The following is a 12650-nucleotide window of genomic DNA, read 5'->3' on the forward strand; positions in this document are numbered from 1 at the left end:
ATCGGAATCTTTAGGTACTGATTTAATCAATAGTAAAGTTGCTCTGCATTGTCAATTTTATAATTTACACATTGGGCCATTCTATAATTTAATTCGTAAATTTGCCTTTTATAAAAACAAACAATCATGGAAAACGGAATATACGCTAAATTTAATACCACAAAAGGGGCAATTTTAGTAAAACTGGCTCACGATTTAACGCCGGGAACTGTTGGGAACTTCGTAGCTCTGGCAGAAGGTAATTTGGAAAACAAAATAAAACCACAAGGAGTAAAATTCTATGACGGTTTGAAATTCCACAGGGTGATTCCTAATTTTATGATCCAGGGCGGTTGCCCACAAGGAACAGGAACGGGAGATCCGGGTTACAAATTTGATGATGAATTTCACCCAACTTTGAAACATGATAAACCGGGAGTTTTAGCCATGGCTAATTCAGGTCCAAATACAAATGGTTCTCAATTTTACATTACACACGTATCAACGGATTGGTTGGATAACAAACATACTGTTTTCGGACATGTGGTGGAAGGCCAGGAAATTGTTGACGCTATAGAGCAAGGTGATGTTTTGGAAAATCTTGAAATCGTAAGGGTAGGAGACGAAGCCAAAAATTGGAATGCAATTGAGGCATTCATCAGCTTTAAAGGAGAACGTAATAAACGTGATGCTTCGTTAATAGCGGAAGCGGAAGCTAAAATGGAAAAATTGGCTGCCGGTTTCGAAAAAACGGATAGCGGTTTGCGTTACCAATTCATCCAAAGAGGGAATGGTAAAAAAGCACAAAACGGTAAAACAGTTTCGGTTCATTATACTGGACAATTAGAAGACGGAAAAGTTTTCGACAGTTCATATCCAAGAAAAAAACCAATCGAATTTCCATTAGGACAAGGAAATGTAATCGAAGGTTGGGACGAAGGTATCGCTCTGTTGCAAGTAGGTGACAAAGCACGTTTCGTTATTCCGGCACATTTAGGTTACGGATCTCGCGGTGCTGGCGGAGCAATTCCCCCGAACGCTACGTTGATTTTTGATGTTGAATTGATGGATGTGAAATAATTTCTCGTCAACCTAATAAAATAGCTCTCGTTTTGGGAGCTTTTTTTATATTTACTTTTTAAATCCTACAATATGAAAACAAAAATAATCGGTACGCTGGCATTAGGGGCAATAATTTATTCCTGTGCTCCGAAGGCGGTAGTGCAAACAACTCCTGCACCTGTTAAAGACGTTGCTCTTAGTGAAGAATTGGCTCAGGGGAAAAGCCTCTACGAAAGTAATTGTGCCCGATGCCATAAATTATTTGAACCCTCAAGTCATACCAAGGAGGAATGGAAACCGATTGTTACTAGAATGCAGAAAAAATCTAAAATTGATGATGTTCAAACGGCCAGTATTTACAACTATGTAACGTATGCTTTATAATACATTTTTAAAATGAAAATTAATAAAAAAACGATACTCATTGGGTGTTATATTCTGTCCCTAATCCTAATATTGACAGGTGTTATTTTCAAAATCAATCATTGGGATGCTCCTTATTTATCATTATTAGAAGTCGGATTGCTTTCCAGTCTACTATTTATGGTTTTGGCTATTGCAGAAATTGTTACATCAAAGCGTATCGATACCGGTGAAAAAATATTGTGGGTTATGGGGTTTCTCGTTATGTCAACGGTGGCAGGCCTAATTTATTTACTGTCCGGTAGAAAAACAGTGGTTGAGCAAAAGCCAAAAGAAATTTCCTAAACTCAGATAAAACATAATAAAAAAGCACTCATCAGAGTGCTTTTTTATTAAAATTTACTTCCATTTAATATTACAGCCAATGCTTGGTTTTTGCTTCGGATAAATTAATCTGTTGTAAATGACGCCATCAATGGCACCTCGCAAATCACTGCCGCTCAATGGGATTCCATTACCTGGCCGGCTATCATCCAATTGTCCGCGATAAACCAACCGATCCTGATTGTCAAATAAAAAGAAATCGGGCGTACAGGCAGCATCGTAAGCTTTTGCGGTTTCCTGCGATTCATCATAAAAATACGGAAACCTGAAATCGTTTTCAAAAGCAAATTCGGCCATCAATTGCGGCCCATCTTGAGGATATTTTACAGCATCATTACTGGAAATGGCGATGAATCCAATTCCCTGTACCCGATAATCATTGGCTATCATCAGAATTTCTTCGAGAACATGATGCACAAACGGACAATGATTGCAAATAAACATTACGACAGTCCCTTTTTCGCCTTTCAAATTGGAAAAAGAAAACCAATCGCCCGAAATGGTGTCTTTCAGATTAAATTCGGGAGCGACAGTTCCTAAAGCTACCATGGTGGATGGGGTTTGTGCCATTTTTTTGTTTTTTTAAATTAATTAAATGCAGGTTAAAGTTAAGGAAAAACTCCACAAAATGGAACTAATTCGTAATTTAGTAAGCCATAAAACTTTAAAATTAAATACATGATGATGACATTTGAAGATTTTGAAAATGTGGAAATGCGTGTTGGGACTATTATCGAAGTGACTGATTTTCCAGAAGCCAGAAAACCGGCATACCAACTCACCATTGATTTTGGAATTAATATCGGGATACTGAAATCATCTGCACAAATCACCAACCGCTATTCAAAAGAAGATTTAAAGGACCGTCAGATTATTGCCGTAGTAAATTTTCCCAAAAAACAAATTGGCAAATTCATGAGTGAATGCCTGGTTTTAGGTGCAATGGGAGATGCTAACGATATTGTCCTTTTACAGCCTGACTTTAAGGTGGAAAATGGCCAGCGAATCGCATAGTTTTTCAAATTATATTAATGTTAATAGCTTATTATCAGTTGGTTAAATATCGTAAATTTGCAAGAGTACTTTAATTAGCTAATTTTAAATAATTCAGATGAAAGCGTCTTATTTAAATTTTAATAGGGACGAAACCATTGATGTCCGTCAGTTGATTCTGGAAAATTCTATCGAGTTGAATAACGAACACGATCTCGATAAACTGGTAGAAGCAATTGGGAATGCAAAATATGTATTGTTGGGAGAAGCCACCCACGGCACACATGAATACTACACTTGGCGGACAAAAATCAGTAAAAAACTGATTACACAGAAAGGATTTTCATTTATTGCGGTGGAAGGTGACTGGCCGGATTGTTATCGCTTGAACCGATATATTAAACATTACAATGATTCCGGAACTAGCGCTTTGGAAGTTGTTCAGTCTTTCAATCGTTGGCCGACCTGGATGTGGGCCAATTGGGAAACCGTAGCATTAATAGAATGGCTTCGGGAGCACAATGAAAATGTGGGCAAAAAATCCAAAATTGGATTTTATGGTCTGGATGTGTATAGTCTTTGGGAATCTTTGGATATGGTCATTAAATATCTCGATGAGAATGACCCTTCAGCTAAGCAATTTGCCCTGAAAGCTTTAGAGTGTTTTGAGCCCTACAATGATGACAGTCAGGGTTATGCCCATGCCACTCGTCTGGTATCTGTCAGTTGTGAAAAGGACGTTATAGAATTGTTGACAAAAATCAGAATGACTATCCCAACTTATGATTCAGATGCGGAAACGGCGATGAATGTAGAACAGAACGCTCAGGTGATTGTCAATGCCGAACGCTATTATCGGGCGATGATAAGATCCGGTCCAAAATCATGGAATATCCGGGACACCCACATGGTGGATACGTTAGATAATCTGATGAAATTCCATGGCGATAATGCCAAATCAATTATCTGGGAACACAACACACATATTGGTGATGCGCGAGCCACTCCTATGGCTGATGAAGGAAGTATAAATGTAGGTCAGCTACTAAATGAATGTCATTCATCGGAAGAAGTGTTTGCGGTTGGTTTCGGATCGTATAAAGGTACCGTCATTGCAGGTCGGGAATGGGGTGATGTGATGCAAGTCATGCAAATCCCCGAAGCTGTAAAACACAGTTGGGAATATGAACTGCATAAACTGGATGCGAAAGACCGGATTGTTTTTATGAATGATTTCATGAAAGAAAGTATTGGAAAAAAGGAATTTGACCACCGCGCTATTGGTGTTGTGTATCGTCCTAAATACGAGAAATATGGAAATTATGTCCCAAGTAAAATGCCGTATCGGTATAACGCGTTTATTTATCTCGATGATACAACGGCACTACATCCAATTCAGATAAAACCTGATGGACACAAAATGCCGGAAACGTTTCCTTTTGGAATTTAGGACTTAATAAAAAGAATGGATTATAAACTTAAATATTTGTAAAATGGAAAAGCAAAAAATAATTGAAGTATTGCATTTTTGTGCTGCGCAATGTACACACTGCTATGATGCCTGTCATTTGGAAAAAGAAAATGATATGAGTCACTGCATGATGAATGACCAGGATTGCGCTGATATTTGTCGGGTTACCGCGCAATTATTGGAACGAAATTCCGAGAATGCGGATATCTTTTTGAAATTATGTGGAGAAATGTGTGAAAGATGTGCCGCCGAATGCGACAAACACGGACACATGGAACATTGCAGAAAATGCGCCGAAGCGTGCCGTAAATGTGCAGCGATGTGTCACGAGCAAGAAATGGCACATTAATTAGAATCTTTTGATACCAATAAAAAAGCCTGAAATCTTATAGACCTTCAGGCTTTACGTTTTTGTCTAAACGATATTAAATATCATCAAAACTGATATCGGTAAAAGTGGATATTTTCGGCATATCTTCTTCTGTTTTTTCAGAAGCATATTCTTTTTTGAAATCCTTTTGGTGTCTTTCAGAAATTACTTCTTCACCTTTGTGGTTCAGGACGTAAGAGGTCATTTCCTCTAAGATTTCTGCAAAAGCGGAAAAATCCTCTTTGTATAAATAAATTTTGTGTTTTTTGAAATGAAATGAACCATCTTCTTCGGTAAATTTTTTACTTTCTGTAATGGTAATGTAGTAATCATCTGCTTTTGTCGCTCGTACATCGAAGAAATAAGTTCTCCTTCCTGCTCTTAAAACCTTAGAAAAAATTTCCTCTTTTTCTAACATATCATTTTCTCTCATAATCGTTCTATCAATTTTGTTGTGTTAATTCCATTTCAAAAATGATAAAAATTGTATTACAAAACAAACAATTAACTTAATTCTTTTTCCGAAAGTTGTTTTAAATAAAGTTCTTTATAATACCCATCTTCGGTTACCAATTGATTATGAGAACCTTGTTGTATAATTCTTCCTTGATCCAGAATGATGATTTTATCGGCATTTTTAGCTGAGGAGACCCTGTGGGTGACTATAATGGTGGTTTTGTTTTTACAGAATTCCAATAAATTATTTAAAATGGCTTCTTCGGTTTCCGTATCGACCGCGGACAGGCAATCATCTAAAAGTAGAATTTCCGGGTCTTTGATAATCGCCCGAGCAATCGAAACACGTTGCTTCTGACCACCCGAAAGCGTAATACCACGTTCGCCCAGAACGGTTTCGTATTGTTTGTTAAAATGGATGATATTATCGTGAACGACGGCTTTTTTGGCTGCTTCAATCACTTCTTCTTCGGTGGCGTTTTCTTTCCCAAATCTGATGTTGTTTTTTATGGAATCCGAGAATAGGAATGCATCCTGCGGAACTACACCGATGCTGTTTCTCAAATCAAATAAGTTCACATCATGAATGTTTTTCCCGTCAATAAGTATTCCGCCATTCGTGACATCATACAACCGACTGAGTAATGAAATAATAGTAGATTTTCCAGAACCTATTTTTCCTAAAATGGCTAAAGTCTGGCCTTTGATTACGGTAAATGAAATATCCTTTAAGGCCTCGATATTAGTATCCTGATAGGTAAAATTCACATTTTTGAATTCAATTGATCCATTAATGATGGTGTGCTCCTTTGCGGTATTTTTGATTTCCGGTTCAATTTTAAGGAACTCGTTAATACGTTTTTGGGAGGCTTCCGCTTCCTGAACCATCGATGAAACCCAGCCCAGTGAGGCAACTGGCCATGTAAGCATGTTAACATAGAGGATGAACTCGGCAATCGTCCCGATACTGGTTATTGTTCCGTCGATATACATCATTCCTCCAAAATAAATCACAACTAAGTTGCTCACTCCAATCAGGGCAAGCATTAACGGGCCGAATAACGACTGTACTTTAGCAAGGCTCATGCTTTTTACCTTACTTTCAATGGATAAATTGACCAGGTTGTTTTGTTGTTGGCTTTCAAGTGAATAGGCTTTGATTACCCTGATTCCTGAAAAGACTTCTTGTGTAAAGCTCGAAACTTTAGATAAATATTGCTGAAAAACGGTACTTCGTTTATTAATTTCGGTGCTCAATTTAAAAATGACAAAAGAGAGAAGGGGCAAAGGCAGTAATGTATAAAATGTCAATTTCGGTGATACATTCCACATAAAGATGATTACCACAATAAAACGAATTATAGTCATAATGGAGTACATCACCGCCGGGCCAACATACATGCGGACTTTACCAACATCTTCACTGATACGGTTCATAAGATCGCCGGTGCGGTTCTTTTTATAAAAACTTTGCGTAAGGACTTCGTATTGGCGGAAAACTTCATTTTTCAAATCGAATTCAATATGACGAGACATTACAATTAATGACTGTCTTGTCCAAAAAGTAAGAAAACCCGAAATCAACGTCGTGGCAATAATCAACAAGATGTTGTGTATCAAATCATTGCGAACCATTGAAATGTCGGCAGAGCCACTTTTAAAATAGATTTCAATAGCAGTAAATGACTTATTTATCAGCTTTGGAGTAAACAAAGAGAAGATTTGTGCAATTATTGTGATGAAAATACCTATCAGGAAACTGTATTTGTATTTTATGAAATATTTATTTAAATATTGTAATTCTTTCATATTATTATGATAGTTGGTATTTAAATTATAATTAATATGTTAATTTATTTAAAAATATGTTTTTAATGAATATTCGATTATCTCCAATTTTATTAACAATTCAATAATTTGAGGTAAAAAAAACGTGATGATTTGATTTAAATCATAAATTTGCATTGTCTTTTTGATAAAGTCGCAAATCAAATATTTAAAATTATAAATTATGACTACAGAAATCATCAATGCAAAAGAACTTCATAAAGTTGACCCGGTTTTTGGTCAATTATCTTTTGATAATCATGAACAAATCGTTTTTTGCAATGACAAAGATACTGGTTTAAAAGCAATAATAGGGATTCATAACACAACTTTAGGACCTGCTTTAGGTGGTACAAGAATGTGGAAATATGCTAACGAATGGGAAGCATTGAATGACGTTTTAAGACTTTCTCGCGGAATGACATATAAATCTGCTATCACAGGATTAAACCTTGGTGGGGGAAAAGCGGTTATCATCGGGGATTCTAAAACTGACAAAACTCCAGAAATGATTACTAAATTTGGAGAATATGTTAATTCGCTTAGCGGAAGATATATCACTGCTGAAGATGTAGGAACCACTACTGCTGACATGGATTTAATCCGTCAGGTAACCAAACATGTTACAGGAATTTCTGAAAGCATCGGCGGATCCGGAAATCCTTCTCCTGTTACTGCTTATGGAGTTTATATGGGAATGAAAGCTGCTGCGAAATATAAATTCGGAACAGATAATTTAGCCGGTAAAAAAGTATTGGTTCAGGGAATTGGTCACGTAGGGGAAACTTTAGTGGAATATTTAGTGAAAGAAGGTGCTCTTGTTCAGATTGCCGATATCAATCAGGCACGATTGGAAGAAGTTGGAGCTAAATATGGTGCTTCTATTTTTACAGGTGAAGATTTATATACTGCGGATGTGGATATTTATTCTCCATGTGCGCTCGGAGCTACTATTAATGATGATACAGTAAATAAAATTCGAGCTAAAGTTATCGCCGGAGCGGCAAATAACCAATTGGCAAACGATATAATTCACGGTCAGATTTTGAAAGAAAGAGGTATTGCTTATGCGCCGGATTTCTTGATTAATGCTGGTGGAATTATAAATGTTTATGCAGAGATTGTAGGTTATGACAGTGCGGAGGCAATGAAAAGAACCGAAAATATCTACAACACGACATTAGAAATTTTCAACTTTGCCGATACTAATAAAATCACTACTCAGCAGGCAGCAATGTCAGTTGCTCAGAGCAGAATCGATCAAAGAAAAAAAGAAAACGCGGCCAAATAAGGAGCATTTTCTTCCGAAAAATTATTTAAATTTCGTTATCAGACCCGAGCTATAGCTATAGCGAGCAGGCCAAGCGAACCCACTTTTATTTCATCAGAAGGGACATTTTTTGATGTGGGTTTCAATATTATTACTATTTTTGCAGAGCGAAAGATTTTCTTTCGCTCTCTTAATTTTTAAAAGTTCTTACAAGGTGTTAAACAGAAGACATATACGTGTTAAAGTAATGCAATCGATCTACGCGATGCATCAAAATGGATCTGATAGTTTGGAAAAAGAAGAAAAATTCCTGCTTTACAGTATCGATAATATATTAGATTTATACCTTATCATGCTTTCTTCGCTAATCGAAATCAGTAAAAAAGAAGAAGTATATATTGAGAAATCAAGCCAGAAACATCTTGCAACTGCAGAAGAACGCAATCCCAACAAAAAGTTTGTCAACAACAGTATTTTCAAGCTTCTTACTGAAAATAATTCGTTAAGCATTGCTTTGGAAAACCGGAAAATTAATAACTGGTCATTGAATGATGATTATATTTTAATTCTTTTGGATGAAATCAAAAAAAGCGAATTGTATGAGAATTACATGAGTAACTCGACCAACGCTTTTGCGGAAGATCAACAATTTGTTGTCGATATCTTCATGGAAGTGATTGCGCCTAATGAAAAACTGTATGAATATTTAGAAGACAACAAGCTTACGTGGGTTGATGATATTCCGGTAGTAAATACCCAAATCGTCAAGCAGTTGAAGCAATTGAAATCGGCTAATGATGAGTCTTTCAAAGTGCCGAAATTATACAAAGACCAGGAAGACAAAGAATTCGTGTCGAATCTGTTCCGAAAAACCGTTTTGAATGAAACGGAATTGGCCAAAGAATATATCGATAAAACACCGAATTGGGACACGGAACGTATTGCCGAAATAGATACCATCATTTTAAAGATGGCTATTTGCGAATTTTTGAAATTCCCATCCATTCCCGTAAAAGTCACCATCAATGAATATTTAGAACTTGCGAAAGAATATTCTACTCCAAAAAGTAGTATTTTTATCAACGGAATTCTGGATAATCTTGTGAAGGAATTTGAGATCAATAAAAAATTAAATAAGACCGGAAGAGGTTTAATGTAGAACTTAAATTTATACAATTATGATTAAAAAAGTTGTTTGTTTATTAGTTATTGCATCATTAGTATTGACTGTTTCATGTCAAAAAAAGGAACAGAGTAAAGAAGAGCAGGATAAAATCATGAATCCGACGCCTCAGAAAATGGATTCGACTGAAAATTATGAGCCTACCAGAAAAGTAGCTGCGGTTGACGGGAAATATCCGGTAATGACATTTGATAAAACGGAGCATGATTTCGGAATGATTAATAGTGGTGATAAAGTTGAGTATTCATTCAATTTTAAAAACACAGGTGAAGCGGATTTGATTATCACCAGAGCCGTAGGTTCTTGTGGTTGTACAATTCCGGAATATCCAAAAGAAGCTATTAAACCAGGGGAGTCAGCTAAAATGAAAGTTTCTTTCAATTCTGCGGGTAAACACGGACAGCAACAAAAAACCGTTACCATTATTACCAATACCGAAAAAGGAACCGAATCATTGACAATTAAAGCATCAATAAACGAAAAAAAATAAATTTTAGACAAGAAGACAATTATGGAACAATTACAGCAGTTTGCCCCTTTTATTTTAATGTTTGTGGTGATTTATTTTTTTATGATCAAACCGCAACAAAAACGAGCCAAAAATGAAAAACAATTCGAAAGTGAGCTTAAAGTAGGGGATAAAATCGTTACTAAAAGCGGGATTCACGGTAAAATTTCCGAATTAGCAGAAACGACAATTGTTATCGAAACAATGTCAGGTAAATTAAAAATGGAGCGTTCTTCAATTTCAATGGAAATGAGCGCTGCACCAGCTAAAAAATAAGTATTTGATACATAAAAAAAGTCCCGAAATTTTCGGGACTTTTTTTTATCTGTATTTGTCATTCAAACCAATATTATCAAGAATCAATGGTTTGAGTTTTTCTATTCGTGCTAACTTGGTTTCTTCGCGTTTGGCACTTTCAATGTGCTCTAAAAATTCCCGCTGTTTGTATAGGGAAAATTTATGAAATGCCTCCGACAAGGCTTTATCTATATCCAATTCCTTTTGAAAAAGTTCCGAAACAATTTCTTCTTTTTTTGTCGGTTTAATTATTTTACCGGCTTTTTCATTTTCTATGGCTTCTTTAATATATGATAAAATTAAAGGCTCATTAATTTCCTCTTTGGAATAAAAACGCCATTGCCGCAATGATTTGGTAATCCCTTCCTGGGCAGTAACCAGTACGTTCTGTTCGTCTTTCAGGAAAACACCATTAAAAAACCAAATTGTAAAAAAATTTTTGAAACCTCCAACTCCCAAAACATTCTTTCCATGAGCGGTAAAAATAGGTCCGCCCCACTTGACAGTTTCAATGAGTTCTGTTTTAGCGATTACGGAGTGCAATATGTCGAGCTCTTCAGGCCACAGATTTCCTTTATTCCAATTAGATGGTTTGTCTTTCCCGGATTCCAATTTACTTTGTCTTTTTAGATTTTTCCTTTTCTTGGGCAAAATCAGTTGAAGCAGTTAATTCTGCAATTTTCACAATGACTTCCACTGCTTTTTGCATGCTTTCAGCCGGGATGTATTCGTATTTTCCGTGAAAGTTATGTCCTCCTGCAAAAATATTCGGGCACGGCAATCCCATGTACGATAACTGACAGCCATCAGTTCCACCACGAATTGGCTTAATGATAGGTTTGATACCTAATTCCATCATCGCTTTTTCAGCAATCTCCACGATATGAAACACAGGAGTTACCTTTTCTTTCATATTGTAATACTGATCCTTTATTTCTGCAACACAGATATCACCACCAAATTGTTTCTGGAATTTCTTGTTGATTTTTTTAGCGATGCTTTGGATAACTTCCTTACGTTTCTTGAATTGTTTTGCGCTGTGGTCACGAATGATAAGTTCCAATACGGTTTCTTCGATTCCACCGTTTAAATGATGCACATGGAAAAAACCTTCATAACCCCTGGTTTCCTGCGGAATTTCGCCTTTTGGCAATTCATTGATGAAGGTATTGGCAATTAACATCGAATTAATCATTTTTCCTTTGGCATAACCGGGATGAACGCTTTTTCCTTTGAAAGTAATTTTGGCTCCGGCTGCATTGAAGTTTTCAAATTCCAATTCACCAATCTGACTTCCGTCCATTGTATAAGCCCAGTCCGCTGCAAATTTCTTGACATCAAATTTATGTGCGCCTCGCCCGATTTCCTCATCCGGTGTAAACCCAATTCTGATTTTTCCGTGTTTGATATCCGGATTGTTGATCAGATATTCCATTGCGGTAACAATTTCGGTTATTCCTGCTTTATCATCTGCACCCAACAATGTTGTCCCGTCCGTTGTAATAATGGTCTGACCTTTGTATTGTAGTAAATCTTTAAAATAACTTGGTGATAAAACAATATTCTCTTTGGCATTAAGCACGATATCCCCACCATCATAATTAGTTATGATTTGCGGTTTTACATTGGCACCGGTAAAATCCGGAGTGGTATCAAAATGAGACACAAAACCAATAGTTGGTACATCATGTTTCACATTACTGGGCAAGGTTGCCATGATATAGGCGTTTGCATCAATGGTAACGTCATTCAGCCCGATAGCTTTTAATTCGTCCACTAATTTGTTGGCTAAATCCCATTGCTTCTCAGTACTGGGAGTGGTGGTAGAGTTCGGGTCTGATTCCGTATCAATGGTTACATAACTGATGAAACGGTCAATAATATGTTGCATAAAAGTGAGTTTTTTTAATGAAACACAAATATACATTTTATTTAATAAAACGTAAACTACCCCAGCTAAAACAGAAAGTTTCGGCTAGGGTAGCAGTAATGAATGATAAAAAATAGTGACACTATTTATAAAATTGTTTGACTTTTGCAACAATTTGATTAGGTGTCATACTCGATGCGGTCTGTACGGATTTTAGTTTTCCAGCATCAAATGATTTCTCATCATATATTTTATGCTCTAATTTTGTTTTGGTTTCAGCCGGTCCAAATACATAAAGTTCATCTGATTCTTTTACATGGGCTATAACGTCCTTAAGGTAGACATTCATCTGATTTTTTTTTCGTTCGTCAAATGTATGTTCGCTGCTGCCATGGTGACTTCCGGAGAATGTTCCCTTGCTGCCTTCCTTTTCGTGATAGATGTGATTTTCAATATCAGATTCAATTTCGGTTATTTTTTCTTTACCACCTTCAAGTGTCACAATCAATGCTTTTGAGGTGTCAATCCAGATACCAGTTTGTTTTTTCATGTGTTGAATTTTTATGTTAAAGCAGATTTTTTTCAGTATATAAATTTACAAAAAAAAGGTCGGAAAC

The 12650-nt window shown here is 36.3% G+C and carries 16 protein-coding genes; 10 read left to right on the forward strand and 6 right to left on the reverse strand.

All coding sequences use genetic code 11. The features are described 5' to 3' along the window. The first annotated feature begins 126 nt into the window (after positions 1 to 126). From FNW07_RS08980 to FNW07_RS08990, 3 genes are all read left to right on the forward strand, one after another. Positions 127 to 1059 carry a peptidylprolyl isomerase gene (locus FNW07_RS08980; RefSeq protein ID WP_126742744.1) on the forward strand — a complete coding sequence of 311 codons (933 nt, stop codon included), beginning with the start codon at positions 127 to 129 and terminating at the stop codon, positions 1057 to 1059. Between the two features lie 72 nt (positions 1060 to 1131). Next, positions 1132 to 1425: a cytochrome c gene (locus FNW07_RS08985; protein ID WP_126742743.1), complete on the forward strand. Its 294-nt coding sequence runs from the start codon at positions 1132 to 1134 to the stop codon at positions 1423 to 1425. Between the two features lie 12 nt (positions 1426 to 1437). Next, positions 1438 to 1749: a PLDc N-terminal domain-containing protein gene (locus FNW07_RS08990; protein ID WP_126742742.1), complete on the forward strand. Its 312-nt coding sequence runs from the start codon at positions 1438 to 1440 to the stop codon at positions 1747 to 1749. Positions 1750 to 1803: 54 nt separating this feature from the next. On the opposite strand, the gene FNW07_RS08995 is transcribed toward FNW07_RS08990, so the two are convergent. Continuing rightward, entirely contained in the window at positions 1804 to 2358 is a 555-nt protein-coding gene (locus FNW07_RS08995; protein ID WP_126742741.1) for a thioredoxin family protein, read from the reverse strand. A gap of 111 nt (positions 2359 to 2469) precedes the next feature. On the opposite strand from FNW07_RS08995, the gene FNW07_RS09000 reads away from it, so the two are divergent. The 3 genes from FNW07_RS09000 (at position 2470) to FNW07_RS09010 (ending at position 4601) form a co-directional block, all read left to right on the forward strand. Beyond that, positions 2470 to 2802, forward strand: coding sequence for a tRNA-binding protein (locus tag FNW07_RS09000; RefSeq protein ID WP_370511505.1), 333 nt, complete (start codon positions 2470 to 2472; stop codon positions 2800 to 2802). Positions 2803 to 2899: 97 nt separating this feature from the next. Further along, positions 2900 to 4231, forward strand: a complete 1332-nt coding sequence (locus tag FNW07_RS09005; protein ID WP_126742739.1) for an erythromycin esterase family protein — start codon at positions 2900 to 2902, stop codon at positions 4229 to 4231. 43 nt (positions 4232 to 4274) lie between these two features. Beyond that, the gene (locus tag FNW07_RS09010; protein ID WP_126742738.1) at positions 4275 to 4601 is read left to right on the forward strand and encodes a four-helix bundle copper-binding protein; all 327 of its coding nucleotides are present in this window, start codon (positions 4275 to 4277) and stop codon (positions 4599 to 4601) included. A 76-nt stretch (positions 4602 to 4677) separates the two neighbouring features. Here the strand turns inward: FNW07_RS09010 and FNW07_RS09015 are convergent, their stop codons facing one another. After that, on the reverse strand, positions 4678 to 5055 hold the full coding sequence (locus FNW07_RS09015) for a PUR family DNA/RNA-binding protein (RefSeq protein WP_126742737.1): 378 nt from the start codon (positions 5053 to 5055) through the stop codon (positions 4678 to 4680). 71 nt (positions 5056 to 5126) lie between these two features. Further along, on the reverse strand, positions 5127 to 6887 hold the full coding sequence (locus tag FNW07_RS09020) for an ABC transporter ATP-binding protein (protein ID WP_126742736.1): 1761 nt from the start codon (positions 6885 to 6887) through the stop codon (positions 5127 to 5129). 202 nt (positions 6888 to 7089) lie between these two features. Between FNW07_RS09020 and FNW07_RS09025 the strand changes: the two genes are divergently transcribed. The 4 genes from FNW07_RS09025 (at position 7090) to yajC (ending at position 10142) form a co-directional block, all read left to right on the forward strand. After that, entirely contained in the window at positions 7090 to 8196 is a 1107-nt protein-coding gene (locus tag FNW07_RS09025; RefSeq protein ID WP_126742735.1) for a Glu/Leu/Phe/Val dehydrogenase, read from the forward strand. A 226-nt stretch (positions 8197 to 8422) separates the two neighbouring features. After that, on the forward strand, positions 8423 to 9334 hold the full coding sequence (nusB, locus tag FNW07_RS09030; protein ID WP_126742734.1) for a transcription antitermination factor NusB: 912 nt from the start codon (positions 8423 to 8425) through the stop codon (positions 9332 to 9334). A gap of 19 nt (positions 9335 to 9353) precedes the next feature. Then, positions 9354 to 9848 (forward strand): DUF1573 domain-containing protein, encoded by a 495-nt coding sequence (locus FNW07_RS09035; protein WP_126742733.1) that lies wholly within the window; start codon positions 9354 to 9356, stop codon positions 9846 to 9848. A 21-nt stretch (positions 9849 to 9869) separates the two neighbouring features. Then, on the forward strand, positions 9870 to 10142 hold the full coding sequence (gene yajC / locus FNW07_RS09040; protein ID WP_126742732.1) for a preprotein translocase subunit YajC: 273 nt from the start codon (positions 9870 to 9872) through the stop codon (positions 10140 to 10142). 45 nt (positions 10143 to 10187) lie between these two features. Here the strand turns inward: yajC and FNW07_RS09045 are convergent, their stop codons facing one another. The 3 genes from FNW07_RS09045 to FNW07_RS09055 form a co-directional block, all read right to left on the reverse strand. After that, a complete protein-coding gene (locus tag FNW07_RS09045; protein WP_126742731.1) occupies positions 10188 to 10775 on the reverse strand; it encodes a YdeI family protein in 588 nt (195 codons plus the stop codon). 1 nt (position 10776) lies between these two features. Next, complete coding sequence (pepT, locus tag FNW07_RS09050) at positions 10777 to 12054, reverse strand: peptidase T (protein WP_126742730.1); 1278 nt, start codon at positions 12052 to 12054, stop codon at positions 10777 to 10779. Between the two features lie 121 nt (positions 12055 to 12175). After that, the gene (locus FNW07_RS09055; RefSeq protein WP_126742729.1) at positions 12176 to 12583 is read right to left on the reverse strand and encodes a hypothetical protein; all 408 of its coding nucleotides are present in this window, start codon (positions 12581 to 12583) and stop codon (positions 12176 to 12178) included. Positions 12584 to 12650: the final 67 nt, after the last annotated feature.

Source organism: Flavobacterium sp. GT3R68 (assembly GCF_007109225.1).
In the GTDB taxonomy this organism is placed as follows: Bacteria; Bacteroidota; Bacteroidia; order Flavobacteriales; family Flavobacteriaceae; genus Flavobacterium.